Annotated in this window: 28 protein-coding genes and 1 tRNA gene; 22 read left to right on the top strand and 7 right to left on the bottom strand. The window is 61.4% G+C overall.

All coding sequences use genetic code 11. The features are described from left to right. Nucleotides 1-97 precede the first annotated feature (97 nt). From H0485_RS14515 to H0485_RS14460, 12 genes are all read left to right on the top strand, one after another. A complete protein-coding gene (locus H0485_RS14515; protein WP_226936656.1) occupies nt 98-328 on the top strand; it encodes a Flp family type IVb pilin in 231 nt (76 codons plus the stop codon). A 60-nt stretch (nt 329-388) separates the two neighbouring features. Continuing rightward, entirely contained in the window at nt 389-1,234 is an 846-nt protein-coding gene (gene cpaB, locus H0485_RS14510; protein WP_226936655.1) for a Flp pilus assembly protein CpaB, read from the top strand. Nucleotides 1,235-1,462: 228 nt separating this feature from the next. Then, a complete protein-coding gene (locus tag H0485_RS14505) occupies nt 1,463-2,863 on the top strand; it encodes a type II and III secretion system protein family protein (RefSeq protein ID WP_226936654.1) in 1,401 nt (466 codons plus the stop codon). 5 nt (nt 2,864-2,868) lie between these two features. Continuing rightward, on the top strand, nt 2,869-3,513 hold the full coding sequence (locus H0485_RS14500; RefSeq protein WP_226936653.1) for an OmpA family protein: 645 nt from the start codon (nt 2,869-2,871) through the stop codon (nt 3,511-3,513). 219 nt (nt 3,514-3,732) lie between these two features. Next, nucleotides 3,733-5,019 carry a CpaE/TadZ family protein gene (locus tag H0485_RS14495; RefSeq protein WP_226936652.1) on the top strand — a complete coding sequence of 429 codons (1,287 nt, stop codon included), beginning with the start codon at nt 3,733-3,735 and terminating at the stop codon, nt 5,017-5,019. A 27-nt stretch (nt 5,020-5,046) separates the two neighbouring features. Further along, nucleotides 5,047-6,534: a TadA family conjugal transfer-associated ATPase gene (locus H0485_RS14490; protein WP_226936651.1), complete on the top strand. Its 1,488-nt coding sequence runs from the start codon at nt 5,047-5,049 to the stop codon at nt 6,532-6,534. 9 nt (nt 6,535-6,543) lie between these two features. Then, nucleotides 6,544-7,512 carry a type II secretion system F family protein gene (locus H0485_RS14485; RefSeq protein ID WP_226936650.1) on the top strand — a complete coding sequence of 323 codons (969 nt, stop codon included), beginning with the start codon at nt 6,544-6,546 and terminating at the stop codon, nt 7,510-7,512. An 8-nt stretch (nt 7,513-7,520) separates the two neighbouring features. Beyond that, entirely contained in the window at nt 7,521-8,501 is a 981-nt protein-coding gene (locus H0485_RS14480; RefSeq protein WP_226936649.1) for a type II secretion system F family protein, read from the top strand. Nucleotides 8,502-8,520: 19 nt separating this feature from the next. Continuing rightward, on the top strand, nt 8,521-9,078 hold the full coding sequence (locus H0485_RS14475) for a tetratricopeptide repeat protein (protein ID WP_435531507.1): 558 nt from the start codon (nt 8,521-8,523) through the stop codon (nt 9,076-9,078). A 47-nt stretch (nt 9,079-9,125) separates the two neighbouring features. Then, the gene (locus H0485_RS14470) at nt 9,126-9,983 is read left to right on the top strand and encodes a tetratricopeptide repeat protein (protein WP_226936648.1); all 858 of its coding nucleotides are present in this window, start codon (nt 9,126-9,128) and stop codon (nt 9,981-9,983) included. A gap of 2 nt (nt 9,984-9,985) precedes the next feature. Continuing rightward, a complete protein-coding gene (locus H0485_RS14465; protein WP_226936646.1) occupies nt 9,986-10,486 on the top strand; it encodes a prepilin peptidase in 501 nt (166 codons plus the stop codon). Between the two features lie 107 nt (nt 10,487-10,593). Further along, the gene (locus H0485_RS14460) at nt 10,594-11,931 is read left to right on the top strand and encodes a DUF8689 domain-containing protein (RefSeq protein WP_435531509.1); all 1,338 of its coding nucleotides are present in this window, start codon (nt 10,594-10,596) and stop codon (nt 11,929-11,931) included. 86 nt (nt 11,932-12,017) lie between these two features. Here H0485_RS14460 and irrA read toward each other — a convergent pair whose 3' ends face one another. Beyond that, nucleotides 12,018-12,437, bottom strand: coding sequence for an iron response transcriptional regulator IrrA (gene irrA, locus H0485_RS14455; protein ID WP_226936644.1), 420 nt, complete (start codon nt 12,435-12,437; stop codon nt 12,018-12,020). Between the two features lie 257 nt (nt 12,438-12,694). On the opposite strand from irrA, the gene fabA reads away from it, so the two are divergent. Both fabA and fabB read left to right on the top strand, forming a co-directional pair. After that, nucleotides 12,695-13,204: a bifunctional 3-hydroxydecanoyl-ACP dehydratase/trans-2-decenoyl-ACP isomerase gene (fabA, locus tag H0485_RS14450; protein ID WP_226936643.1), complete on the top strand. Its 510-nt coding sequence runs from the start codon at nt 12,695-12,697 to the stop codon at nt 13,202-13,204. Nucleotides 13,205-13,226: 22 nt separating this feature from the next. Further along, the gene (gene fabB / locus H0485_RS14445) at nt 13,227-14,456 is read left to right on the top strand and encodes a beta-ketoacyl-ACP synthase I (RefSeq protein ID WP_226936642.1); all 1,230 of its coding nucleotides are present in this window, start codon (nt 13,227-13,229) and stop codon (nt 14,454-14,456) included. A gap of 176 nt (nt 14,457-14,632) precedes the next feature. On the opposite strand, the gene H0485_RS14440 is transcribed toward fabB, so the two are convergent. Then, nucleotides 14,633-14,706: transfer RNA gene (locus tag H0485_RS14440), tRNA-Gly, on the bottom strand. A gap of 163 nt (nt 14,707-14,869) precedes the next feature. Here H0485_RS14440 and H0485_RS14435 point away from each other — a divergent pair. The 7 genes from H0485_RS14435 to nrdF all read left to right on the top strand — a co-directional run bounded on the left by H0485_RS14435 (nt 14,870) and on the right by nrdF (nt 21,179). Next, on the top strand, nt 14,870-15,208 hold the full coding sequence (locus H0485_RS14435; RefSeq protein ID WP_226936691.1) for a DUF952 domain-containing protein: 339 nt from the start codon (nt 14,870-14,872) through the stop codon (nt 15,206-15,208). After that, the gene (locus tag H0485_RS14430) at nt 15,205-16,266 is read left to right on the top strand and encodes a quinone-dependent dihydroorotate dehydrogenase (protein WP_226936641.1); all 1,062 of its coding nucleotides are present in this window, start codon (nt 15,205-15,207) and stop codon (nt 16,264-16,266) included. Before H0485_RS14435 ends, H0485_RS14430 begins: the two co-directional genes overlap by 4 nt. Before the next feature lie 43 nt (nt 16,267-16,309). Next, nucleotides 16,310-16,744, top strand: coding sequence for a PaaI family thioesterase (locus H0485_RS14425; protein WP_226936640.1), 435 nt, complete (start codon nt 16,310-16,312; stop codon nt 16,742-16,744). A 619-nt stretch (nt 16,745-17,363) separates the two neighbouring features. Then, complete coding sequence (gene nrdH, locus H0485_RS14420) at nt 17,364-17,585, top strand: glutaredoxin-like protein NrdH (RefSeq protein ID WP_226936639.1); 222 nt, start codon at nt 17,364-17,366, stop codon at nt 17,583-17,585. 12 nt (nt 17,586-17,597) lie between these two features. Continuing rightward, on the top strand, nt 17,598-18,023 hold the full coding sequence (gene nrdI / locus H0485_RS14415) for a class Ib ribonucleoside-diphosphate reductase assembly flavoprotein NrdI (RefSeq protein ID WP_226936638.1): 426 nt from the start codon (nt 17,598-17,600) through the stop codon (nt 18,021-18,023). Continuing rightward, nucleotides 18,005-20,131: a class 1b ribonucleoside-diphosphate reductase subunit alpha gene (nrdE, locus tag H0485_RS14410; RefSeq protein WP_226936636.1), complete on the top strand. Its 2,127-nt coding sequence runs from the start codon at nt 18,005-18,007 to the stop codon at nt 20,129-20,131. Before nrdI ends, nrdE begins: the two co-directional genes overlap by 19 nt. 55 nt (nt 20,132-20,186) lie before the next feature. Then, complete coding sequence (gene nrdF, locus H0485_RS14405; RefSeq protein ID WP_226936635.1) at nt 20,187-21,179, top strand: class 1b ribonucleoside-diphosphate reductase subunit beta; 993 nt, start codon at nt 20,187-20,189, stop codon at nt 21,177-21,179. A 51-nt stretch (nt 21,180-21,230) separates the two neighbouring features. Here nrdF and H0485_RS14400 read toward each other — a convergent pair whose 3' ends face one another. From H0485_RS14400 to ccrA, 5 genes are all read right to left on the bottom strand, one after another. Then, nucleotides 21,231-21,671 (bottom strand): hypothetical protein, encoded by a 441-nt coding sequence (locus H0485_RS14400; RefSeq protein ID WP_226936634.1) that lies wholly within the window; start codon nt 21,669-21,671, stop codon nt 21,231-21,233. 105 nt (nt 21,672-21,776) lie between these two features. Continuing rightward, complete coding sequence (locus H0485_RS14395) at nt 21,777-22,013, bottom strand: Lrp/AsnC ligand binding domain-containing protein (RefSeq protein WP_226936633.1); 237 nt, start codon at nt 22,011-22,013, stop codon at nt 21,777-21,779. Nucleotides 22,014-22,076: 63 nt separating this feature from the next. Then, entirely contained in the window at nt 22,077-23,627 is a 1,551-nt protein-coding gene (locus H0485_RS14390) for an ATP-dependent DNA helicase (RefSeq protein WP_226936632.1), read from the bottom strand. A gap of 73 nt (nt 23,628-23,700) precedes the next feature. Further along, entirely contained in the window at nt 23,701-23,883 is a 183-nt protein-coding gene (locus H0485_RS14385; RefSeq protein ID WP_226936631.1) for a hypothetical protein, read from the bottom strand. 155 nt (nt 23,884-24,038) lie between these two features. Beyond that, nucleotides 24,039-25,331 carry a crotonyl-CoA carboxylase/reductase gene (gene ccrA, locus H0485_RS14380; RefSeq protein ID WP_226936630.1) on the bottom strand — a complete coding sequence of 431 codons (1,293 nt, stop codon included), beginning with the start codon at nt 25,329-25,331 and terminating at the stop codon, nt 24,039-24,041. Between the two features lie 257 nt (nt 25,332-25,588). On the opposite strand from ccrA, the gene H0485_RS14375 reads away from it, so the two are divergent. After that, entirely contained in the window at nt 25,589-26,662 is a 1,074-nt protein-coding gene (locus H0485_RS14375; protein WP_226936629.1) for an NAD(P)/FAD-dependent oxidoreductase, read from the top strand. The last annotated feature ends 38 nt before the right edge of the window (nt 26,663-26,700 follow it).

The following is a 26,700-nucleotide window of genomic DNA, read 5'->3' as shown; positions in this document are numbered from 1 at the left end:
ATATGCCGTATTTTCCGGTCAGTAAGATGCCCTGAAAATTCTCCGTGCAGATTGCAACCGAACTGCCCAGCTATCAGACCACGCCCAGGAGGCTCCCATGCGACAGGCTATCCACAGATTTATCAGATCTGAGTCCGGCGCGGTCACGGTCGACTGGGTCGTCCTGACCGCAGGCATCATTTCCCTGATGTTCCTGCTCGTGCTCACACCGGTGCGCGAGGCGGTGCGCGGTCTCGCAACCGATATCGGCACTGAGATCGATGAGATCAGAACTGCGCTGTTCGGCAGCGCCGCGCCGGATGAGAGTGACGCAGATTCTCAGGGCTGATGGCCCTGCCCCCGGCCTGCCCCAGGCAGGCAAAACAGTTTACCGAGACAGGGAACCATTATGCGAGCGATATTCGGTCTTGTTCTGATCATCGGCGTCGCCCTCGCAGGCTTCGCCGTCTACATGGCCCAGGCATACATCGGGCAAAGTGAGCAGCGGCTGAATGCGGCGCTGAAACAGCAGGAAATCACCGGCAGGCTGATTGAGGTCTATGCGCTCAGCAAGCCGCTGAAATATGGCGATCCGCTGGATAAGGCCAATATACGCAAAATCTGGATCCAGGAAAAATTCGCCCCCGCCGGAATTTATACGGATGAGGCTGTACTTTTTCCGCCAGAGGCAACCCGGCCGCGCTTTGCCCGCCGCTCGATCGAAGTGAATGAGGTTCTGGTTGCCTCGCGCCTGACCGAACCGGGCCAGGTTGCCGCCCTGACCAGCAAACTGGAACCAGGCGAAAGCGCTATCCAGATCCAGGTCAGCACAAATTCCGGGATCGCAAGCTTTGTGATGCCTGACGATTTCATCGACATTTACTGGACCGGCCAGACCGGTGAAGGCGAGGTTACCCGGCTGATTGAAAATGCGGTGCGGGTGATTGCGGTCGATCAGTCCTCCGATCTGACCCAGCGCAGTGATAGTACAGCGCGCACCGTGACCGTCGCCGCCACTAAGGAGGTCGTCGCGCGCCTGACCCAGGCTCAGGCCAGCGGGCGTCTGGCCATGTCTCTGGTTCAGGCAGGCAGCATCGCCAGCTCTGAGCTGATCGAGATCGACCGCAACAAACTGCTCGGCATTGAGGAAAAAATCCCCGAGGCCGTGGTCGAGGCCGCCGCGCCGGAGGTCTGCACCATCCGCACCCGTAAAGGTAGTGAAATTATCGAAACACCGATTGCCTGCACCAACTGACAGGCTGAGAAACCGGGACCGGAGCAGGCTGAGGGCCGCTCCGGTCCCACATCATTTAGGGTAAGCGACAGCAATTGCTGCCTGGCAATGGTGCTGTTGCAGGTTGCCCACATCAGAAAACTGCGACAAGCGGTTGATTCTTGCATAAAAACGGCGAATCCGCCAAAGTCATCTGATTATCAGGGCGCTTAAGACCCGCAATGAGGCGTGATCGAAAGGGCAGATCACATGAGCATTAAGACACAAATAGCAGCCGGTATTTTCGGCTTTGCACTGATCTGTTCCAGTGGCACATCCCCCGTCAGCGCTGACGTTTTGCGGGTTATGTCCGGCCAGGCCTCTTCCGCGCTGGCGGTTCCGATGAATCGCGCCGTGGTTGTGGAAAGTGACGTCCCCTTCGGAGAACTCTCGATCGCCAATCCGGGCATTGCCGATATTTCCACGCTCTCGAACCAGTCGATTTATGTGCTCGGCAAGGCGCCGGGGCGCACCACGATGACGCTGCTGACCCCGGATGGTAAGCTGATCTCGAATGTCGATGTGCATGTGACCCCCGATATTGCCGAATTCAAAGAGCGGCTGCGCCAGATTCTGCCGGGCGAGAATATCGAAGTGCGCACCGCCAATGACGGCATCGTCCTCTCGGGCACGGTCAGTTCCACCGCCAAGCTTGACCGGGCGCTTGATCTGGCCAGCCGCTATGCGCCGGACCGGGTGTCGAATCTGATGGTGGTTGGCGGCACCCAGCAGGTGATGCTGAAAGTGCGTTTTGCCGAAATGCAGCGCTCGGTATCAAAAGGCCTTTCGGCCTCGATCGGGGTGAATTCCAACAGCAATTCGGTCGGCGGCTCGATTGGCACCGGCAATATTGACGGTATCAACAATCTCTTCGCCGGCAATACCGTGACCACCGGGGCCAATGGCGCGCTGGGTCTGGGCTTCTCGGCCGGGGCCCTTGAATTTGCCGTGCTGCTTGAAGCGCTGGAATCCAAAGGCATGGTCCGCACCCTCGCCGAGCCGAATCTGACCGCGCTTTCCGGCCAGGAAGCCAAATTCCTTGCCGGCGGGGAATATCCGATCCCGGTGCGCGGCGATGAGGGCTCGATCACCATCGAATATAAGCCCTTCGGCGTCGAGATGAACTTTACCCCCTATGTGATTGACGGCGACATTATCAATCTGCAGATCACTGCGGCGGTCAGCTCGATTGATGCCGGATCAACCATCAAAACCGAAAATTTCTCGGTCAGCGGCTTTAAACGGCGCGAGACTTCAACCACGGTCGAGATGCGCGATGGCGAAAGCTTTGCCATTGCCGGCCTGCTCCAGGATGACTTCCGCAATTCCAACGGCCAGGTGCCATGGCTGGGCGATGTACCGATCCTTGGCGCTTTGTTCCGCTCGGTCGACTATCAGCGCTCGCAGTCGGAGCTGGTGATCATTGTGACGCCGCATCTGGTCTCGCCGGTGCGCGGCGAGGCGCTGGCCCTGCCAACCGACCGGGTCCGTATCCCCAGCGAGAAAGAGCTGTTCCTGTTTGGCGATGTGGCCGGCAAGCCGACCAAAGGCGCGGCGGGCGAAGTGGCGCGTCAGGACTTCTCGTCCTCCTATGGCTATGTGATGGAGTGAGCGGGATGCAAAGCAATCTGACCCGAAAGCTGCTTGCCCTGAGCTGCGTTCTTGCGCTGAGCGCCTGCAGCGATGCCGAAATCGGCTCGCATGTTGACAGCGGCGAGTTTGGCAATTCCACCATGAACAACACGCTGCTGCACACCGGGCAGATAGAATATACCATCGCTCTCGCCCAGCGCTTCGCAGCCGAAGTCCCTGATACCGTTACTTTTGCCTTCAACAGTGCCGTGCTCAGCCCCGAGGCCCGGGCCGCACTCGACAAACAGGCGCATTTCATCCGCAAATTCCCTGAAGTGCGCTTCAAGGTCTTTGGCCATACCGATCTGGTGGGCAGCAATGCCTATAATAAAGCGCTCGGCAAACGCCGTGCCGATGCGGTTGTCGCCTATCTTGCGGCACGGGGCGTGTCGAAATCGCGGCTTGAGGCCGTGGTCAGTTTCGGCAAGACCCGCCCGCTGATCCAGACCAGCGCCCCCGAGCAGCGCAACCGCCGCACCGTCACCGAGGTCTCGGGATTTGTGCAGAACAACCCGCTGGTGCTGAACGGCAAATATGCCCAGATCATCTGGCGTGAATATGTCGATTCTGCCGCGCGCGCCCATCCGGTCAGCAGCGGCGCCAGCACCGAGGTCGCTGGCGGCGGCTGAGCGCCAGACCCTTGTTCCAGAAGGCCGGGCGATTGCCCGGTCTTTTGCATTTCAATGGCGTTGTATTACCCAGGATTGACGCTAATTCGGCCCCAATCTTGCCCAGGTCAGCAGCCATTTTGCGGCTGTGTAAGGTATGCGGATCATCCGCGAGTCCCCTCTCATCGCGCGTTTCTGGCAGTTCCGGCAGCACGTGAAGGGCATAAAACGTGAGGCGAAATGACGAGCGTGGCGACCATTCAGCCAGATCCGGCCCCCATTCTGGCCTGCACCATATCGCGGGATGTTCAGAACTTTGACCTGCTCATTGATGAGATGGAGCGGGAGATGGGAGAATCCTGGGGCGATCTGGGGTTTGAGGATGCGCTCTCGTTCTTCGGCCAGCCCGAGGCGGCGGATCTCGAATTCATCGCCATCGCGCTTGACAGCGAGGATGAGGCAGAGCTGGGCCTGATCACCGAGGTGATCCAGAGCGCGCGCCGGGCCAATGTACGCATCCTGCTGATTGCCGGCCAGCTTTCGCCCCAGGCCCTGCATCAGCTGATGCGCAGCGGCGCCCAGGACTTCCTGCCCTATCCCCTGCCCGAGGGCGGCCTGCAGGAGGCGATTGCCCGCCTGCACAGCCCGGCAGCTGACGAGCCGGAGGAACCCGCAGTCGCCGCGCCGCCACCGCCACCCGCCGGGGAAGAGCGCAGCACCCCCCCCGCCTTTAAAGCCCGCGGCGATCGCAGCGGCATCCTGCTGCCGGTGCATGGCATGGCCGGAGGCTCGGGCGCTTCGACCTTTGCCGCCAATCTTGCCTGGGAGCTGGCCAATTGCGACAAGACCAGCCCGCCCCGGGTCTGTCTGCTCGATCTCGATCTGCAATATGGCTCGATTGCCACCTATCTCGACCTGCCGCGCAAGGATGCGGTGTTTGAGGTGCTGACCGATCCGCAATCGGTCGACAGTGATTCCTTCCTGAAATCGATGCAGAGCTTTAACGACCGGCTCTGCGTTTTCACCGCGCCGGGCGATATGCTGCCCTTGGAGATTATCAGCGGCGAGGATCTTGGCCGGCTGCTCGAAATGGCCCAGGCGAATTTCGATTTCGTGCTGGTCGATATGCCGAAAACCGTGGTGGCCTGGACCGAGACCATCCTGTCACGCGCCCATATCTATTTCACTCTGATCGATCTCGATCTGCGCTCGGCGCAGAATGTGCTGCGCTTCGTGCGTGCGCTGAAGGCTGAGGGCCTGCCCCATGAAAAACTGCGCTATGTGCTGAACCGCGCCCCGAAATTCACCGATCTTTCGGCGAAATCGCGGGTGAAGCGGATGCAGGAAAGCCTCGATATCTCGATCGAGGTGCAGCTGCCCGATGGCGGCAATGCCGTCACCCAGGCCAATGACCATGGCCTGCCGCTGGCAGAAAGCGCTGCGAAAAACCCCTTGCGCAAAGAGTTGCAGAAGCTTGCCAGGTCGCTGTTTGAACTGAGCAAGGCCTCCGAAGCCGGCCGGTCCTGATCTTTATTTTTTTACGAGGCTTTCCCCATGTTCAGCCGCTTCCGCAAAGACACGCCCCCCGGCCGCCCCGGGGAAAGCGCCCCGGGCACGGCTGCCCGGGCTCCGGCGGCCGGAACGGCTGCGGCGCCTGGTGGCGCGACGGCAGCCCCCTCCGGCCCGGCCCCCGCGCCTGCCACGCTCACCCGTCCGACCCGGATGATGGGCCGCGCTCCGGCCGAGGCCCAAGCATCGGATAAAGAGCAAAAGCGCCGTGACCGGCTGATGGAGCTGAAGCTTGAGATCCACAAGCGCCTGCTGGAAAGCCTGAACCTTTCGGCGCTGGAACATGCCTCCGAAAGCAATCTCAAAAGCGAGATCTCGGCGCTGACCAGCGAAGCGCTGGATGAGATGTCGGTCGCGCTGAACAAGGAAGACCGCAGCACCCTGGTGCAGGAGCTGTATGACGAGGTCATGGGCCTCGGCCCGCTTGAGCCGCTGCTGAAAGACGAGACGATCAACGATATTCTGGTGAACGGCCCGAAACGGGTGTTCATTGAGCGCGCTGGCAAACTGGAACTGTCCGATGTGACCTTCCGCGATGAGCGTCATCTGATGCGCATCATCGATAAGATCGTCTCGGCGGTGGGCCGCCGCGTCGACGAATCCAACCCCTATTGCGACGCCCGTCTGGCCGATGGCTCGCGCTTTAACTGCATGGTGCCGCCGGTGGCGGTTGATGGCTCGCTGGTCTCGATCCGGAAATTTAAGAAAGAAAAGCTGAAGATCGAGGATCTGGTGCGCTTTGGCGCCTTTACCGATGAAATGGCCGCCTATCTCGAGGCGGCGGTCTCCACCCGGCTGAATATCATCGTCTCGGGCGGTACCGGCTCGGGGAAAACCACCACGCTGAACGCTCTATCCTCATTCATCGACAATGATGAGCGGGTGCTGACCATCGAGGACACCGCCGAACTGCAGCTGCAGCAGGTCCATGTCGGCCGGATGGAAAGCCGCCCCGCCAACGTCGAGGGCAAGGGTGCGGTCACCCAGCGCGACTGTCTGCGCAACGCGCTTCGGATGCGCCCTGACCGGATCATCGTCGGCGAGACGCGCGGCGAGGAAGTCATCGACATGCTGCAGGCGATGAACACCGGCCATGACGGCTCGATGACCACGATCCACGCCAATAACCCGCGCGATGGCATCAGCCGTCTGGAAAACATGGTTGCCATGGCCGGGATTGAAATGCCGCTGAAAGCGGTGCGCTCACAGATCGCCTCGGCGGTGAATCTGATCGTCCAGGCCTCGCGTCTGCAGGATGGCTCGCGCCGCATGACCTCGGTGACCGAGATCACCGGCATGGAGGGTGAGGTGATCTCGATGCAGGAGATCTTCCGCTTTGAGCGTCTGGGGGTCGAGCCTTCGGGCAAGATCATCGGCCGGTTCAATGCCACCGGGATCCGCTCGGCCTATTCCGAGCGCTTCCGCTCCTGGGGCTATAATCTGCCGGCCACGATCTACGAACCCATCAACTGAGGACCGGATATGACCCTGTCGATCGCACCCCTGATCTATATTCTGGTCTTCGTCGCCGTGCTTTTGCTGGTGGAAGGCATCTATCTGACGGTGTTCGGCAAATCGATCAGCCTGAACAGCCGCATCTCGCGCCGCCTGACCCTGCTGGAAAAAAACTCCAACCGCGAACAGGTGCTGGAACAGCTGCGCAAAGAGATGAACCAGCATCTTAATGCCCGCAATATTCCGCTGTATTCGCTGCTCGCGAAAAAGGCGCAGCGCGCCAATATCGCTTTCTCGCCGGTTCAGCTGATCGGCATGATGGCGGCCCTCGCCGTCTTTGCCTTCCTGCTCCTGACCATCGGCACCGGGGCCGAATTTGGCATTCGCTGCCTGATCGCGGCCGGTATGGGCATCGGCGGCATCTATGTCTGGGTCAATGGCAAAGCCAAAAAACGCATGAACCTGCTGGAAGAGCAGTTGCCCGATGCGGTTGAGCTGATGGTGCGTTCGCTCAGGGTCGGCCATCCTTTCACCGCCGCCATCGGCATTGTCGCCAAAGAGGTGCCCGATCCTTTGGGCACCGAATTTGGCGTGATTGCCGATGAGGCCGCCTATGGCCGCGATATCGGAGAGGCGCTGAAGGCTTTCGCCGAGAGAATGGACAGCCAGGATCTGCGCTTCCTCGCGGTGGCGGTGACCATTCAGCAGCAATCGGGCGGCAACCTGGCCGAGATCCTCGAGGGCCTCGCCAAGGTGATCCGCGCCCGGTTCAAACTGTTCCGCCGCGTCCGCGCCATCACCGCCGAGGCGAAATGGTCGGGCATGTTCCTCTCGGCTTTCCCGATCCTTGCCCTGATCATGATCAATGTGATCCAGCCCAATTATTACGACGGGGTGAAAGAGACCGCGGTCTTCGTTCCGGTGGCGCTGCTGGTCTGCGTCTTCCTGATCCTCAACGTGATCTTCATGAAGATCATGGTCAACATTAAGGTCTGAGGTGTGAAATGATCGCTGCAGTCAACGACTTTCTGACCTCGCGGTTTGGCACGCTCGGCCCGCTGATGGCCGTCGCCGCGCTTGGCCTTGTGCTCGTCGCCATCGCTTTGCCGAGCATGATGCGCAAACAGCGCGACCGCTTTGCCGAGCTTGCGCAGCATAAAGATGCCGATACCAGGCGCGAGACTGACAAAAAGCTGCGCCGCAGTTCAACCGCAGGCGACCGGCTGGAGAAATACGCCCACCTGCTTGAGCCGCAGAAAGAGGAAGAATTCTCGGCCACCCGGCAAAAGCTGATGCGCGCCGGTTACCGCGACAAGGGCGCGGTGCGGGTGCTCAATGCCGCGAAAATGGTTCTGGGCGTCGGCGGTATGGTGGTCGGCGTCATCTATGCGCTGACCAGCAGCGCCGGTGATGCCGAGGTTTCGACCCAGACCCTGCTGATCTATGCGCTGATCCCGGCGGTGGCGGGCTATTACCTGCCCGGCTACTGGGTGGATAAGCGGGTTGAGAAGCGCCGCAATGAGATCATCGAGGGCTTTCCCGATGCGCTTGATATGATGCTGGTCTGTGTTGAGGCCGGCCAGTCCCTCGACCAGGCTATTCTGCGCGTCGCCAGGGAAAGCCGCGCCGGCTATGCCGCGCTTGGCGAGGAGTTTGACATCGTCGCCAATGAGGTGAAGGCCGGCAAAGAGCGGGTGCAGGTGCTGAAAGATATGGCCGACCGGGTGGGCGTGCCCGATGTTGCCTCTTTCGTCACCACCCTGGTGCAATCGGCTTTGTTCGGTACCTCAATCGCCGAGGCCTTGCGGGTCTATTCCGCCGATATGCGTGACAAACGTGTCATGCGCGCCGAAGAAAAAGCAAATATGCTGCCCACCAAGCTGACGCTCGGCACAATGCTGTTCACAGTTCCGCCGCTGCTGATTATCCTGATCGGACCATCGGTGCATGGCATCGTGGTGATGATGGGGCAGATGGCCAGATAAACGGCCGGATGAGGGGCATGTGACGCATAGGCGACTGCTGATCCTGGCCTGCAGCCTGCTGCTCGCCGGCTGCGCTCTGACAGAGGGCGGCAGGCTGAAGGACGGCCATGGCATCAATCCGCGCGGCGAATCCGTCGACGGGCTGCTGGTCGGCCACCGTCTGATGGCGGCGGATGAGCCGGAGCTGGCGCTGAAAGCCTATCTGCGCGCCGCTTCCGAAGATGGGATCAGCGTCGACACCCTTTCGGCCATTGGTTCGGCCAATCTGGCTCTGGGGCGGCTTGGCCAGTCAGAACAGGTGCTGCGCCGCGCGCTCGAGATTGATCCGCAATTCGTTCCGGCGCTCAATAATCTCGGCGTGGTGCTGATGGAGCGCGGCAAGACCGGCGAAGCCAGGGTTGTATTCCAGCAGGCCTATGCAATCGACAGTGGCCAATCTGACTCGATCCGCGACAATCTGAAACTGGCTATCGCGAGAACAGAGGCCAGCGTATATAACTCTGATAATGAAGAAAAAGGCGAGTTCCAGCTGGTGCGCCGCGACAAGGGCCAATACGTGCTTCTGACGCAGCTCTGAGCCGGGCATCGCTGACCAGCGGGCAGTTACAAAAGGGACGCAGAAACATGCGCCAGCCGGGTGTTATTGCGCTGTGCCTTCTTGGCACGGCTTTTCTTGCAGGCTGCCAGGGCGCAACCGACGCCGAGGTGCAGCGGGCCGTCAAAGATGTGAATGTCATCGACGAGTCCAATCTCAACGATATTATGCTGACCATCGGTGACCCGAATGAGGCAGTCGCCTATTTCCAGGGGGCCTTGCAGAAAGACCCTTCGCGCATTGATTTCAAACGTGGCCTTGCCAGATCGCTGATCCGGGCCGGAAAGGCCAATGAGGCGGCCCAGGTCTGGGAACAGGTGGCCGGATCCGCCGCAGGCACGCCCGAAGACAAAGTGATGCTGGCCGATGCCCAGATCCGCTCGAACCAGTGGGACAAGGCGAAGGCGACGCTGAATTCGGTGCCCCCCACCCATGAGACCTTTGACCGCTACCGGCTTGAGGCGATGATCGCCGACAGCGAAAAGAACTGGAAGAAGGCCGACAGTTTCTATGAGATTGCCTCGGGCCTGACCACCAAGCCGGGCAATGTCTATAATAACTGGGGCTTCTCAAAGCTGACCCGCAAGGATTACCCCGGGGCCGAGCGGCTGTTCATCCAGGCCCTGACCTATGACCCGACGCTTTTCACCGCCAAGAACAATCTGATGATGTCGCGGGCCGCGCAGCGCAAATATGACCTGCCGGTGGTCGAAATGACCCAGACCGAGCGGGCCGAACTGCTCTACACCGCTGCCCTGGCGGCCATTAAGCAAGGCGATATTTCCGTCGGCAAGGGTCTGCTGCAACAGGCCGTTGACACCCATCCGCAGCATTTTGAGGCCGCAGCCCGTTCGCTTGCCGCCCTCGACAGCAATGTGAAGATGTAAACATGAGCATTATGCCGACCACTGATCTGGCGCTGTGGCTTTTGCCCGCCACCCTGCCGATCGCGCTCTGGGTCTCATATACAGACCTGAAATACATGAAAATCCGCAATAAGGCCTGCCTTGCCATGGCAGCGGCCTGGGCGATCTTAGGCTGGCCCGCGGTCGGGATGGAGCTCTGGCTCTGGGGCTTTGCCATTATGGCCATCGTGCTGGTGCTGGGCTTTCTTGGCAATATGGCCGGCCTGTTTGGCGCCGGCGACGCCAAATTCGCCGCTGCGATGGCCGGGGTTTTCACCGGCGGTGACCCCTGGTTCATTGCCATGCTTTATGCCCTCTGCTCGATCCTGGCGCTGATCGGCCAGCGCCTGGCCCGCGCCCTGCCCTTCGTGCGCGCCATGGCGCCGGACTGGACCAGCTGGACCTCGAAGAAATTCCCGATGGGCCTCGCCTTGTCGATGATGCTCATTCTTTACCTTCTCGCCGCCTTCCTGCCCAAAGGCTGACATTTTTTCCTGCAAATCCTGTCTTCAAGCGGGCCGTCCCTCGTGGGCGGCCCGCTGCTTTTTCAGGATGAATTTTCGCGGCCATCCGGCTGTGGGGGCGGGATATGATGAATATGCAGGCAAATCAGGGCCAGGCCGGCGCGACGGCCGCAGGCGTGCAGGCCCCGCCCTCGCCGCGCTCGCTGGAAGATACCGGCATCAGCCCGGTGATGCTGCGCGATCTTTTGCTGAAGACGATGTTTCGCACCAATCTCGACAGCACCAGCGCCATTGCCCGCGCCATTGCTTTGCCGGTGCCGCTGACCCAGGAGCTGATCGATGCCGCACGCGGCCAGCGCCTGCTGGAAGCAACAGGGACCATGCATGCCAATTCCGGCAATGAGATGGGCTTCCAGCTCACCGATGCCGGCAAAGCCCGCGCCCTCGACGCCCTGTCACAATCTGAATATTACGGCGCGGTGCCGGTGCCGCTGGAGCAATACAGCGCGCAGATCAGACGCCAGTCGATCCGCAATATCAGACTGACCCGCGATCAGCTGATGGAGGGGATGGGCGGGCTGATCCTGCCGCCCGATATGATCGGCAATCTTGGCCCGGCCGTCACCTCCGGCCGCTCAATCCTGATGTATGGCCCGCCCGGCAATGGTAAATCCTCGATCTCGCACGGCATCCGCAAAGCCATTGGCGACAGGGTCTATGTGCCACGCGCGATTGAATATTCGGGCCAGGTGATCTCGGTCTATGACCCGATCGTCCATGCCGCGGCCGAAGCGGCGCTGGATGATCCGAACAGCCTGCGCCGCACCTCAAACCGCTTTGACAACCGCTATGTCTGGTGCGAACGGCCTTCGGTGATCACCGGGGGCGAGCTGTCGCTCGATATGCTGGACCTGTCCTATAACCCGGTGTCGCGCACCTATCAGGCGCCTTTGCAGCTGAAGGCGACGGGGGGCATTTTCATCATCGACGACCTTGGCCGCCAGGCCGAGCCGCCGCAGAAAATCGTTAACCGCTGGATCGTGCCGCTGGAGGAAAGCCGCGATATTCTGGCGCTGCAGTCGGGCGAGAAATTCACCGTGCCCTTTGACACGCTGGTGATCTTCTCGACCAACTTCCATCCCAATGAGATTTTCGACGGCGCGGCTCTGCGCCGGATCTTCTTCAAGATCAAAATCGACGGGCCAAGCCAGGAGATGTTCCTGAAGATCTTCGCCATGGTGGCGCGCAAAAAGCAGATGCCGCTGAATGAAGAGGCGCTGATGTATCTGCTGAAGGTGAAATATCCGACCATTGAGATGAATTTCGCCAATTATCAGCCGACCTTCCTGATCGATCAGATGATTGCGATCTGTGCTTTCGAGGGCATCCCCAATCAGATGTCGCCCGAGCTGATCGAGCGCGCCTGGGGCAATATGTTCGTCCGCCAGGAAGAGATCGCCCGCTGATCCCGCCACGCTGCCCCCGCCACGGCAGCCCCGCGCGCAAAACAAAAGCCGCCCCGGGGGCGGCTTTTTCGGCCTTCGGCGCGCGCTCAGCGCGGGCGGCGCAGCCGGATCACCACATCGACGCGGCTCACTTCCGTGCCCTCGGGGGCTTTGGGAATACGGGCCAGCTCCAGCTCTTCCTTCGGGGCATCGGTCAGCACGGCGCTGTCCTCCCAGAAGAAATGCGGGTGATCATCCATCCGGGTGTCGAAATAGCTTTTCGAGCCATCGACCACGACCTCATTCATCAGCCCGGCATCGCAAAACGCCCGAAGAGTATTGTAAACCGTGGCAAGGCTTACCTTTTCTTCGGCCACCGCCGCCATATCAAACAGGCTTTCCGCAGTGACATGGCGGTCTTCGCCATCGCCGATCAGCAGGCTGGCCAGGGCCAGACGCTGCCGCGTCGGCCGCAGGCCGCCACGCTCCAGCCAGTCAGCGGCATTCTGAATTGCGCTCGTCGCCATATAAATCTGCTCCTGCCGCTCCTCGGTCGCGGGGCAGATTTGCGTATCATACGAAAGCCCGCGACCTGTCGCTGGAATGATTATAAAGTGTGAAATGCCCCGGTTTCAATTGAAAACCGAAAAAAAGCCGTTACATGGCGCCCTGAACCGCCCGATGATCGGCGGCAGGGACCGGAATCCCGGGGGCTGTGCTTGCTCTCAACTCCCGGCCTCTGATACAGCAGAGCTTAAACCATCACAGACCGACGGGAAGTTTTATGGGGCGTTATCCGAACAAGTTCGACCGGGAAGACCTGCTGGCCTGCGCAAGGGGTGAGCTCTTTGGCCCCGGCAACGCCCAGCTGCCTGAGCCGCCGATGCTGATGATGGACCGCATCACCGAGATTTCGGAGGATGGCGGCCTGCATGGCAAGGGCCATGTGGTGGCTGAATTCGATATCAATCCGGATCTGTGGTTCTTCTCCTGCCACTTCCCCGGCAACCCGATCATGCCCGGCTGCCTCGGCCTTGATGGCCTGTGGCAGCTGACCGGCTTTAATCTGGGCTGGCGTGGCTGGGAAGGCCGCGGCTATGCTCTCGGCGTGGGCGAGGTCAAGCTGACCGGCATGGTCCGCCCCGAGCGTAAGATGCTGCGCTATTACGTCGATTTTACCAAAGCTGTCTCGACCCGCCGCCTGACCATGGGCGTGGCCGACGGCCGCGTCGAAGCGGATGGTGAGACCATCTACCTCGTGAAAGATATGAAGGTCGCCCTCTCGGCTTCCTGATCCACAGACAAGGACCACAGCTATGCGTCGCGTCGTTATCACCGGCCTCGGCATCGTCTCTCCCATCGGCAATGATGTTGCCGAAGTAGAAGCCAGCCTGCGCGCCGGGAAATCGGGCATCAGCTTTGCCGCTGACTATGCCGAGCGGGGGTTCCGCTCGCGCGTACACGGCCAGCCGGTCATCACTTTTGAAGACCATATCGATAAGCGCGACCTGCGCTTCATGGGCGATGGGGCGGCCTATAACTTCATCGCCATGCAGCAGGCGGTGAAGGATTCCGGGCTGGAGCAATCCGATATCTCGAATGAGCGCACCGGCATTATCGTCGGCTCGGGCGGCCCTTCGACCAAATCCTTCTTCAAGGCCCATAACCTTGTCGCCGAGACCGGCTCGCCCAAGCGCATCGGCCCGTTCGGGGTGACCAAGGGCATGTCCTCGACCACTTCGGCCTGCCTCGCCACGCCGTTTAAAATCAAGGGCGTAAACTATTCGATCACCTCGGCCTGCTCGACCTCGGCGCATTGCATCGGCAATGGCACCGAGCTGATCCAGATGGGCAAGCAGGATATCGTCTTTGCCGGCGGCGGCGAGGAGCTCGACTGGACCCTGTCCTGCCTGTTCGACGCCATGGGCGCGATGTCGTCGAAATATAATGACACGCCCGAGCGCGCCTCGCGCACCTTTGACGCCAACCGCGACGGTTTCGTCATCGCGGGCGGCGGCGGTATCGTGGTGCTGGAAGAGCTGAACCATGCGCTGGCGCGTGGTGCCAAGATCTATGGCGAGGTGACCGGCTATGGCGCGACCTCTGACGGTCATGACATGGTAGCCCCCTCGGGTGAAGGCGGTGAGCGCTCGATGAAACTGGCGCTCTCGACGCTGGGCGAAGGCCGCCGGATTGATTACGTCAATTCGCATGGCACCTCGACCCCGGCAGGCGATATCACCGAGATCCTCGCCCTGCGCCGCGTCTTTGGAGAGGGCAATCTGCCGCCCGTCACCTCGACCAAATCACTGACCGGCCACAGCCTCGGCGCCACCGGCGTACATGAGGCGATCTATTCGCTGATCATGATGAACAAGGGCTTCATCGCTGCTTCGGCCAATGTCGAAACCCCCGATCCGGCGCTGCTGCCGGGCGAGATCGTCACCAGCCTGCGCGAGAATGTCGAAATCGACGGCGTGCTGTCGAACAGCTTTGGCTTTGGCGGCACCAATGCCACCCTGGTGATGAGCAAATACCTGGGCTGATCCCCGCAGCTTCCGCGCTAAAAACCCGAAACGCCGCCCCCTTGCCGGGCGGCGTTTTTCATTGCCCGCCCCCCAGGATGCGACAGGCGATGCGCCTTTGTCCGGCACCGGAAAAGCCCAGGCCGGAACATACCGGCAGAAAGGCCTGCAGCTCTGGTTTTAAAGGAGAGAGAATTTGGAGCGGGCGACGGGAATCGAACCCGTGTCTCTAGCTTGGAAGGCTAGGGTCTTACCATTACACAACGCCCGCTGCCTCTGGCCGGGCATCGCTGCCCGCGCGTTGTTATCTTCAAATAACGTCCTTGCCGATCCTCCGCAAGCCCATGCGGCGGTTCAGAAACGCTTTTCCGCGCAGTCTGCAGCGGACCGGCAAAGCGATTGACTGGCCCGGCGCATGGGTGCATCAGCAGAATATGCTGATCCTGAAAATTCTCCGCCGCCCCGAATGGGATGCGTTCCGTGCCGCTGGCCAGACCGGGGGTGCGCCCGTCGATCTGGCGGATGGCTATATCCATTTTTCGACCCCTGCGCAGGTGGCGGAAACGGCGGCGAAGCATTTCAGCCATGAAAGCGATCTGGTGCTGGTGGCCTGCGATGCAGACCGCCTCGGCCCGGCGCTGAAATGGGAGGAATCGCGCGGCGGGGCCTTGTTCCCGCATCTCTACCGGGCGCTCACGCTCGCTGATGTGATCTGGGATAAATCCCTGCCCCTGGGCGCGACCGGCCATATCTTTCCCGAAGGTGTCCTGTGAATTTTATCGAAAACGCCGGGCTGAAGGCCCTGCATCTGTGCGATCCTGAACGCGCCCATCATCTGTCGATCACTGCCCTGCGCCTTGGGCTGGCACCGCTTTCCGGCCTCGTGACCTCGGCCCGGCTGAAAACCAGCCTCGCCGGCATGGCGCTGGAAAACCCGATCGGGCTGGCGGCGGGCTATGATAAGAACGCCGTCGCCCTCGCGCCGCTGTCGCGCGCCGGTTTCGGCTTTATTGAGGTGGGCGCCGCAACCCCGCGCCCGCAGCCGGGCAATCCGAAGCCGCGGCTGTTCCGGCTGACCGAGGACCGCGCCGCGATCAACCGCTTTGGCTTTAACAATGAGGGGATGGAGGTCATTGCCGCCAGGCTGAAGGCGCGCAAGCCCGGCCCGGTGCCGGTCGGTCTGAACCTCGGCGCGAATAAAGACAGCGCTGACCGCGCCCAGGATTTCGCCCGGGTGCTGACGGCCTGCGGCCCTTCGATTGATTTTGCCACCGTTAATGTTTCCTCGCCCAATACCGAAAAGCTGCGCGACCTGCAGGGCCCCGCGGCCCTTTCAGCGCTGCTGGCCGGGGTGATGGAGGCCCGGGCCGCCCTGCCCCGGCCGATCCCGGTCTTCCTGAAAATTGCTCCGGATCTGAGCCCTGAGGATCTGGAAGGCATTGCCGAAGTGGCGCTGACCTCGGGCATCTCGGGGGTGATCACCACCAATACCACCCTGTCGCGCGAGGGGCTGAAGAGCGCGGATCGCGACCAGGCGGGCGGGCTGTCGGGCGCGCCGGTGTTTGAACGCTCGACCCGGGTGCTGGCGCAGCTGTCGCAGCTGACCGATGGGAAGATCCCGCTGATCGGCGTTGGCGGTATCTCCTCGGCGGAACAGGCCTATGCCAAGATCCGCGCCGGGGCCTCGGCGGTGCAGGTCTATACCGCACTGGTCTACCAGGGCCTGTCGCTGATCCGCGAGATTGCGCTTGGCCTCGATGCACTGCTGGCACGCGATGGCTTCGCCTCGGTGGCCGAGGCAACAGGCACCGACCGCGCGCGCTGGCTCTGAGGGGCACACACAACATATAGTAGGACCCTCCGGAGGTAAGCCGATGCCAGAGCTCACTAAAATCACCATGGATGCCCCTGCTCTCAGCGCTTTTATGGCGCGGGAATTCAGCCAGGTCGCCGATGATTTTGAGCTGGGCGAGGTCACTCCGCAGGGGCTGCGGCTCTGGCTCAAAGCCAGTGAAAAGCACCTGCGCCCGGGCGGTACAGTCTCGGGCCCGGCGATGTTTGCTTTGGCCGATATTGCGGTCTATCTGGCGATCCTGTCGCGCATCGGCCCGGTTGCCCTGGCGGTCACCACCAGCTGCTCGATCGATTTCATGCGCAAGCCCGCCGCCGGTCACGCGGTCTGCGCCGATGTCCGGCTGCTCAAGCTCGGGCGCAGCCTCGCGGTGGCAGATTTGCTTATTTACAGTGAAAGCGAGGCCGATCCGGTGGCCCGCGCCAGCATGACCTATGCGATTCCCCCCAGCCGCTGAGGCTTCGAATCGCGCGCCCCGTCCCGCTCCGTGCCAGGGGTTCGGGCAAGACCGGGCCAAGCCTGCCGCAGGGGAAGCCCCGGGTTATCCCCAGAGTCACCCACAACCCGGCGCAGCCGCCCTCTGCCTGCCGATGCCCGCCATTTATGCAAGCCAAAATATTTCTTCCCGGCAGGCTGCGGCAAGTAGACCACTGTCAGCGCGCAGGCACTGTCGTTAAACCGCGTGTTTCCTGCGTTTTTACCCGTTCCGCCGCTGGTCACAGCCCCTCTGCATCGCGCCCCCAGGGCGACACAAGATATTGACAAGCGTTCAGACGAAGCGGCAATATGCAGATGTTCTGGCACCCAGGTTTGCAGCTGGCGTGACGAGGGGCAGACCGGGGAAAACCGGCACCGACCCCGGCTTCGTCCGCCGCAAGCAAGGCTGAAGCTTTCCGTCCGTTTCCTCAGGGATCCGGCCGGAGAGATCGGGCAACAGTCCGCAACCAGGGGCCCTGCCAGGGCATGAAAGGCAACGAAACCGTGCGAAGGCGCGAAGACCCGTCCCGGCAGGATGTTTTCCTGGCGGTTCTTATTTTGCGAACTCTCGCCATCCGGGACAGAAGAAGGATCAGGCAATGTCCATTACCGTCTATTCCAAACCGGCCTGCGTGCAATGCACCGCCACCACCCGCGCCCTCGATGCGAAGGGCATCACCTATTCGGTGATCGACCTGACCGAGGATGAGCTTGCCATGGAAAAAGTCATGGCCATGGGCTACCGCCAGGCTCCGGTTGTGATTGCCGGCGACGACCACTGGGCGGGCTTCCGCCCCGACATGATTGGCCGTCTCGCCTGAGGAGGTTGCATCGTGTCTCCTGCTTTAGGGCTGGTTTACTTTTCTTCCGTATCGGGCAATACCGCGCGCTTCATCGCAAAGCTTGGCCTGCCAGCCCAGCGCATCCCGATTTCACCAAAAGATGAGATGCCCGTCCCAGTCGGGAATTACGTCCTTGCCTGCCCGACCTTCGCCGATGGCGAAGGCCGGGGTGCCGTCCCCAAACAGGTGATCCGCTTCCTGAATGATCCGGCGCGCCGTGCCGGGCTGAAGGGACTGCTCGCCGGGGGCAACCGTAACTTTGGCGCGACCTGGGCCCTTGCCGGCCGGATCATCGCCGAAAAATGTAATGTACCGGTCCTGTACTCGTTTGAGCTTGCCGGAACTGAAACCGATGTCGCCCGCGTTCGGCGCGGGCTCGATTTATTCCGGGGGGTGGAATGCTCGATAATGGCGTGAAACCGGCGCTTGATTACCACGCGCTTAATGCAATGCTGAACCTTTACGATGGTGAAGGGAAAATCCGCTTTGAGGCCGACCGGATGGCGGCGCGGCAGTATTTCCTGCAGCATGTCAACCAGAACACGGTATTCTTCCACTCGCTGGATGAGAAACTGCGCTATCTGGTGGAAGAGGGCTATTATGAGCCTGAAGTGCTGGATCAGTATTCCAAAAACTTCCAGCGCGCGATCTGGGATGCCGCCTATGAGCGTAAATTCCGCTTCCCGACCTTCCTCGGCGCGTTCAAATATTACACCAGCTACACGCTGAAGACCCGCGACGGTCAGCGCTATCTTGAGCGCTATGAAGACCGTGTTGTGATGGTCTCGCTGGCGCTGGCGCGCGGCGATGAGAAACTCGCCATGTCCTTCATGGAAGAGATCCTCTCGGGTCGCTTCCAGCCCGCCACGCCCACCTTCCTCAATGCCGGCAAAATGTCGCGCGGCGAGCTGATCTCGTGCTTCCTGCTGCGGCTGGAAGACAATATGGAATCGATCGGCCGCTCGATCAATTCGGCGCTGCAGCTCTCGAAGCGCGGCGGCGGCGTGGCGCTGATGCTGACCAACCTGCGTGAGCTGGGCGCCCCGATCAAAGGCATCGAGAACCAGTCCTCGGGCGTGATCCCGGTGATGAAACTGCTGGAAGACAGCTTCTCCTATGCCAATCAGCTCGGCGCACGTCAGGGCGCGGGCGCGGTCTATCTGAACGCACATCACCCCGATATCCTGCGCTTCCTCGACACCAAGCGCGAGAATGCCGATGAGAAGATCCGCATCAAGACGCTGTCGCTGGGCGTGGTGATCCCCGATATCACCTTTGAGCTGGCGAAGAAGAACCAGGATATGTACCTGTTCTCGCCGCATGACATTCAGAATGTCTATGGCGTGCCCTTCTCGGAAATCTCGGTCAGCGAGAAATATCACGAGATGGTCGCCGATAAGCGGATCCGTAAGAAAAAGATCAATGCGCGTGAGTTCTTCCAGACCATCGCCGAGATCCAGTTCGAGAGCGGCTATCCCTATGTGATGTTTGAGGACACGGTGAACCGGATGAATCCGGTGCATGGCCGCATCACCATGTCGAACCTCTGCTCGGAAATTCTGCAGGTCAACGAGGCCTCGGAATATAACGAGGATCTGGGCTATAAGCATCTCGGCACCGATATTTCGTGCAACCTCGGTTCGCTGAATATCGCCGCGACCATGGATGGCCCGGATTTCGGCAAGACCATCGAGGCCGCGATCCGGGCACTGACGGCCGTGTCGGAAATGTCGTCGATTGAATCCGTACCCTCGATCCGTCGCGGCAATGATGAGGCCCATGCGGTCGGCCTTGGCCAGATGAACCTGCATGGCTATCTGGCGCGCGAGCATGTCTATTACGGCTCGGATGAAGGCGTTGAGTTTACCAGCGTCTATTTCGCCGCCGTGGCCTATCACGCGATCCGCACCTCCTGCCTGCTGGCGCAGGAAAAGGGTTCGACCTTCAAGGATTTCGACAAGTCGAAATATGCCGATGGTTCGTTCTTCGGAAAATACACCAGCCGCGACTGGCTGCCGGTCAGCGAAAAAGTCGCCGCGATGTTTGGCGCCATCACCCTGCCAACCCGCGAGGACTGGGAGGTGCTGAAGGCCGATGTCATGCAGCACGGCCTCTATAACCGCAACCTGCAGGCGGTGCCGCCGACCGGCTCGATCAGCTATATCAACAATTCGACCAGCTCGATCCACCCGATCGTCGCCAAGGTTGAGATCCGCAAAGAGGGCAAGATCGGCCGCGTCTATTACCCGGCGGCCTTCATGTCGAATGAGAACCTGCACTATTATCAGGATGCTTATGAGATCGGCCCTGAAAAGATCATCGACACCTATGCGGCAGCAACCGAGCATGTCGACCAGGGCCTGTCGCTGACCCTGTTCTTCCCGGCCGAGGCCACGACGCGCGATATCAACAAAGCGCAGATCTATGCCTGGAAGAAAGGCATCAAGACGATCTACTACATCCGCCTGCGCCAGACCGCGCTGGAAGGCACGGAAGTGCAGGGCTGCGTGAGCTGCACGCTCTGAGGCTGAGCGCCGGGGGCTTTCGGCCCCCGGACCCCCCGAGGATATTTAGAGACAGATGAAAGGATTCTTCGCTGTGAAGGATCATGTAGCGCAAAAAGCCGCTCTGAAGGCGATCAACTGGAACCGTCTCGAGGATGAGAAGGATCTGGAAGTCTGGAACCGCCTGACCGTCAATTTCTGGCTGCCCGAGAAGGTGCCGCTGTCAAATGACGTGCAGTCCTGGGCCACCTTCCGCCCGGAAGAGCGCGAGCTGACCATCCGCGTCTTCACCGGCCTGACGCTGCTTGACACCATCCAGTCTTCGGTTGGCGCCATCTCGCTGATGCCGGATGTGCAGACCCAGCATGAAGAAGCCTGCCTGACGAATATTGCCTTCATGGAATCGGTCCATGCGCGCAGCTATTCCTCGATCTTCTCGACGCTGTGCTCGACCAAAGAGATTGATGATGCCTTCCGCTGGTCGGAAGAAAACCCGCATCTGCAGGCCAAGGCCCGGATCATCCTTGAGAAATACAAGGCCGGCGAAGACCCGATGAAGCGTAAGATCGCTTCGGTCTTCCTTGAGAGCTTCCTGTTCTACTCGGGCTTCTATCTGCCGATGTACTGGTCGTCGCGCGCCAAGCTGACCAATACCGCCGACCTGATCCGCCTGATCATCCGCGACGAGGCGGTGCATGGCTATTACATCGGCTATAAATACCAGCGCGCGGTGGAAAAGCTGGACGAGGCCCGCCGTCAGGAGCTGAAGGATTTTGCCTTCGCGCTGATGTTCGACCTTTATGCCATCGAGACCCAGTATACCCAGGAGCTTTATGACGGCATCGGTCTGACCGAAGACGTTAAGGCCTTCCTGCATTACAATGCCAATAAGGCGCTGCAGAACCTCGGCTATGAGGCTTTGTTCCCGGCCTCGGTGGCCGAGGTCAACCCGGCGATCCTCGCCGCGCTCTCGCCCGACAGCGAGAACCATGACTTCTTCTCGGGCTCGGGCTCGAGCTATGTCATCGGCAAAGCCGTGGCGACCGAAGACGACGACTGGAACTTCTGATCTCTCAGGAGTCATTTTAAAAGGCCCGGAGCATCACGCTCCGGGCCTTTTTCACTGCGGCCAGTCTTCCTGCCTCTGCCTTGCCCGGCGCAGGACGCGGGCGGCGATGAAAAGACCGAAACTCTGGAACACCGCGAAGCCGGTCATCAGGAAGCCGCCGAGCACCAGAGCCGTACCGCGATCGCTGTCGCGGACCAGCAGGCCGGTGGCGATCATCATCGGGGCCGCGGCGAGAAACAAGCCAGCCGCGATCAGCAGCGCGCGCTCAATCCCGCGCAGGCCGGAAGGATGGGTGACGTGCCAGCAGAGCGCGGCACTAAACACAAGTCCTGCACAGATCAGCAGGAAGGGCATGCCCTCAACCCGGCTTCCCTCATCAAAGCCGGTCGCGAGGCTGAACAGCATGAAAAGCGGCGCAGCGCCCCAGGCGATCAGAAGCGAGGCCGCAGCCGCCTGCAACCATGTCTTCCAGCATCTCTGCCGCTCTGCCATCTCTGCCCCCCTGCGCCCCGGTTCTGATCTGCTGCTGCAATGCCACGGGCAGCGTGGCGCGCATAGTCCGGTTCTCCAGTCCCGCGCGCCCCCCCGTGGCAGGCCTCAGAAAGCGCGGAAGGTCATGGTGGTCAGGGTGCGCTGGATATCGGGAATATCGAAGAGCTTCGAGCTGAGGTAATGGCCGGTATCCTCGCCCTCGGGGATATAGACCTTGGCGATCAGGTCGAAATCGCCGCTGGTCGAGTAGAGCTCGCTCACGACCTCGCGGTCCCAGATCGCATTGGCCACCTCATAGGTCTTGCCCGGTGCGCAGCGGAACTGAACGAATACCAGCGACATGATCGGATCCTCATCTGTGATTGGCGTCAGAGTAGCGCCGGGGCCGGGAAAGGGAAATCCCGCTCAGGCCTCAGGCGCTTCGGCTTTCAGCTCGAGCTTCGGCGCCGGGCCTTTGAGATCGGCAATGCCGAGGGTCTCACGCGGGCGGCCAAGGCGGTTGCGCACCACCCAATGCAGCCGGTGCTCGGCCCGGGTGATCGCCACATAGGCAAGGCGCTTCCACAAAGGCACACCGGCTTCGCTGCGGTTGGCCCAGGCAGCGGCCGAGAGATCGGGTGCGAAAACCTGCACCTCGGGCCACTGGCTGCCCTGGGCTTTATGAATGGTCACCGCCGCGCCATGCAGGAAGGCGGCGCCCATGGTGGCGGCATGGGGGATGAAGGGCTCTTCCTCATCGGGGCGCTCAATCTTGATGATCGAGGCCGCCGAGAGCTGCGGATCCTCGGCCCCGATCACATGCAGCCTGGCAAAGCCGGTGCGGTTGCCCGGGCCCAGATAGATCACCTGCGCGCCCTTGATCAGGCCGCGGGCCTCCAGATCGACGCGTTTTTTGCGGTGTTTTGCGGGCAGTTCGATACCGTCGCAGATCAGCGGTTCGCCCGGCAGCAGATCCTCTTCCGGCGCGCCATGGGCGACGCGGAAGGCGCGGATCAGCTTGATCCTGGTGGCATTGCGCCAGACCAGCACCGGCGAGCGCGCCATCAGATCGCTGTCGACGCGCTCGGACCAGACCACCCGGTCATCCTGCGCCGCCTTCTGGCGCACCAGCCGCTCAAAATCATCAAAGCCAAGGCTGTCATCGGCCAGGGCATGGGCCAGATCGAGGATCGGATTGTCTTTTGTCTGGCGGTGAATGCGGTTCAGGACCAGCTGGCGCTCGGGCGGGAAACCCTCAAACACCATTTTGCCGGACTGGCCGACCGGGGCCAGCTGCGCCGGATCGCCAAACAGCACCAGACGCGGGAAGATTTCGCGCAGATCCTCAAACTGACGCTCATCCAGCATCGAGGCCTCATCGACAAAACCCAGATCCAGCGGCTCTTCGCGCCTTTTCCAGCCTTTGATGAAATCCGAACCCTTCAGCCCCGCCGCCGCCAGCGCGCCGGGAATCGAGGGCACCTGACCATAAAAGGCATGGGCCCGGTCGAGCGCCTGTTCGCTCAGCCCCTCAACTCCCAGCCCTTCGAGCTGGGGCCGCTCGGCCTGGCCCGCCAGCCATTCAGCGATCCGCTCGTAATGCGGATCATAAAGCGGGGTGTAGAGAATGCGGTGAATGGTGGTCGCGGGCACGCCGCGCAGCCGCAGAACCGAAGCCGCCTTATTGGTCGGGGCGAGGATCGCGAGGCTGCGGCGTTCTTTGCGTTTGCGCCCCTCGAAATCGCCCGAAACGATATCGATGCCGGTCTCTTTCAGCGCTTTATAAAGCTGGGCCAGCAGCAGGGTTTTTCCCGAACCCGCCTTACCGATCACCGCCAGCGGCTCGGCAAAATTGCCCTCGACCGCCGGGCGGGTAAAGCCCTCGGTCAGGTCAATGCCGCCTGCCTTCAGCGAAGCGGAGATACGGTCCCAGGCCTCGGCCTGATCATCAGAGAAAATGGGGGCGAGGGCCTGCATGGCGCGAGACTATCCTGCCCGGTGGCGAAGGACCAGAGGCCGCGCCCGGGCCAAAGCCTGCCGCGATCCGGTTTCAGTGCCTGAAGCCCTTATCCTCGTCGGGCGGTGCAGAGCCGCCGTCCATCTCGGCCCGCGCCACGTCCAGAGCCTCTTGTGCTTTCTCTGCCAGCCCGGGCAGATCATTGGCCAGCGCATAATCCTGCAGGTCCCGCAGCACCTGGAACACCCAGGCATGCCGTCGCACAGCCTCACTCATACCCACCTCCGGTGATCGCCCGTCTGATCTGAGCTAACACCCGCGCCCTGCCCCGGCCTATCCGTCCACAGGGCGACAATCCCTGGGCGCTGTCGCGCAAAAAGAAACGCCGCATCGCGGGGATGCGGCGTGAAGGCTCCGACAGGGAAAAGAACTCAGGCCTTGCGGCTGGCCTCAAGCGTGTCCTCAAAGGTGCGCAGGCCCGTATGCGGTGCCTGCACCAGCACCGCCATATTGCCCGGCTTATGCTGGTTTTTCAGCATAAGCGTATGGGCGCGCGGGATCTCGGCCCAGGGGAAGACCTCGGACATGCAGGGGTCAAGGCGACGCTCGCACATCAGCTTATTGGCTGCCGCCGCCTGTTTGAGATGGGCGAAATGGCTGCCCTGCAGGCGCTTCTGATGCATCCACATATAGCGCACGTCAAAGGTGCAGTTGAACCCCGAGGTGCCGGCGCAGATCACCACCATGCCGCCTTTTTTGCACACCAGCGACGAGACCGGGAAGGTCTGCTCACCGGGATGCTCAAACACCATATCGACATTGACGCCCTTGCCGGTGATGTCCCAGATCGCCTTGCCGAATTTGCGCGCCTCTTTCAGCCAGCTGTTATATTCCTCGGAATTCACCTTAGGGAGCTGGCCCCAGCATTTGAAATCATTGCGGTTGATCACGCCTTTGGCGCCCAGCCCCATGACGAAATCGCGCTTACTCTCATCCGAGATCACACCGATCGCATTGGCGCCTGCGGTATTGATCAGCTGGATCGCATAGGAGCCAAGGCCGCCGCTCGCGCCCCAGACCAGCACATTCTGCCCCGGTTTCAGATCATGCGGCTCATGGCCGAAGAGCATACGGTAGGCGGTGGCCAGCGTCAGCGTATAGCAGGCGCTTTCCTCCCAGGTCAGATGCTTCGGGCGCGGCATCAGCTGCTGGGCCTGCACCTTGGTGAACTGCGAGAACGAGCCGTCATGGGTCTCATAGCCCCAGATGCGCTGGCTGGGCGAAAACATCGGATCGCCGCCATTGCATTCCTCGTCATCGCCATCGTCCTGATTGCAGTGGATCACCACCTCATCACCGACTTTCCAGCGTTTGACATTAGACCCCACCGCCCAGACGATGCCCGAGGCATCCGAACCCGCGATGTGATACTCCTGCTTATGCACGTCAAACGGCGAGATCGGCACGCCAAGCCCGGCCCAGACGCCGTTATAATTGACGCCCGCCGCCATCACCATGACCAGCACTTCATTGCTGTCGAGCTTCCAGGTGTCGACCACCTCGAGCTGCTGTGCCTGTTCGGGCTCGCCATGGCGCTCACGCCGGATCGCCCAGGCGTACATTTTCGCCGGAACATGGCCCAGCGGCGGCATTTCACCAATCTCATAGAGATCTTTGATCGGGGCGTCGTAGCTCATGATTTTCGCCTGCGTATCCAGTGCCATCGGCCATTCTCCGGGAGGGGCGTGTCTGAAGATGTTTCCGCACCGCAGAATCGATGCGCCTGCAGCAGAACTTAAATCGAGAGGGAAATATTGCAATATTAAATATGCTATTTTGGGTAACTTTATGTCCGCCGCATCGCAGCATGAACAGCGACAGGAAGGCTGAGCAAAGGCAATGACTTGCGCGCTGGCAGCCAGGGTGATCTGTCAGACAGGGATAAAATCCGGCCAGAGCACCGGATGGCAGGGGGCGAGAAATGCAGGATTTTCTGATCATCGGCGGCGGAATTGCCGGGGTATCGCTGGCGGCACGGCTGGCCCCGCATGGCAGCCTGCAGCTTCTCGAGGCCGAGGATCATCTGGCGCATCACGCCTCGGGCCGCTCAGCCGCCCTCTACGAGCCGCGCTATGGCGCTGCGGCGGTGGTCGGGCTCAGCCTTGCCTCCGAGGACTGGTTCCGGGAAAGCGGCACCCTTTCGCCGCGCGGGCTGCTGATGATCGCACCGGAACAGGCGCGCGACAGCTTCTTTGCCGATCTGGCGGCCATGGGCTTTGATCAGATCACCCCCGCCGAGGCGCGGGCGATGATCCCGATCCTGCGCGAGGATCAGCTGCATTATGCCGCTTTTTCCAGCCATGCCGAAGATATTGATACCGATCTGCTGCTGCAGGGGTTCGCCCGGCAAGCGCGCCAGCAGGGTGCCGTTTTCACCACCCGCGCCCGGGTCGGTCAGATCCGCCGCATTCCCGGCGGCTGGCAGATCCGCTGGCCGGGTGGCGCAGCCGAGGGCCGTATCGTGATCAATGCCGCCGGGGCCTGGGCCGATCAGATCGCTTCCATGGCAGGTGTGCCCTCCCCCGGCTTTGCGCCGCTGCGCCGTTCGATGGCGCGCATCGCCGCCCCTGCCGGTCTGGATGTCTCGCGCTGGCCGATGCTGTTCGGCCCGGGCGAGAGCTGGTATATGAAGCCCGATGCCGGGGCGCTGATCGTGTCTCCGGCCGAGGAGGATCCGGTCGATGCGCCGCATGATGCCTGGGCCGATGATATGGTGCTGGCCGAGGGGCTGGCACGTTATGAGGCCGCGGTGAGCCAGCCGGTCACCCGGCTGCTGGCCAGCTGGGCCGGATTGCGCACCTTCGCCCCCGACCGGGTGCCGGTGATCGGTTTCGCCCCCGGCCAGCCCGATTTCTTCTGGCTGGCAGGACAGGGCGGCTATGGCTTTCAGACCTGCCCCGCCGCCAGCCAGCTGGCCGCCGATCTGCTGCTTGGCCGGGAACTGCAGCTTAGCACCGACCTGGCAGCCCGGCTTTCGCCTGCGCGCTTTGCCTGAGGCCGGGCCCGGGCGCAGAGCAGAGTGCTGATAGCCAG

Source organism: Pseudogemmobacter faecipullorum, assembly GCF_020539525.1.
GTDB lineage: Bacteria > Pseudomonadota > Alphaproteobacteria > Rhodobacterales > Rhodobacteraceae > Pseudogemmobacter > Pseudogemmobacter faecipullorum.
This window is presented reverse-complemented; position numbering and strand designations above follow the sequence as displayed.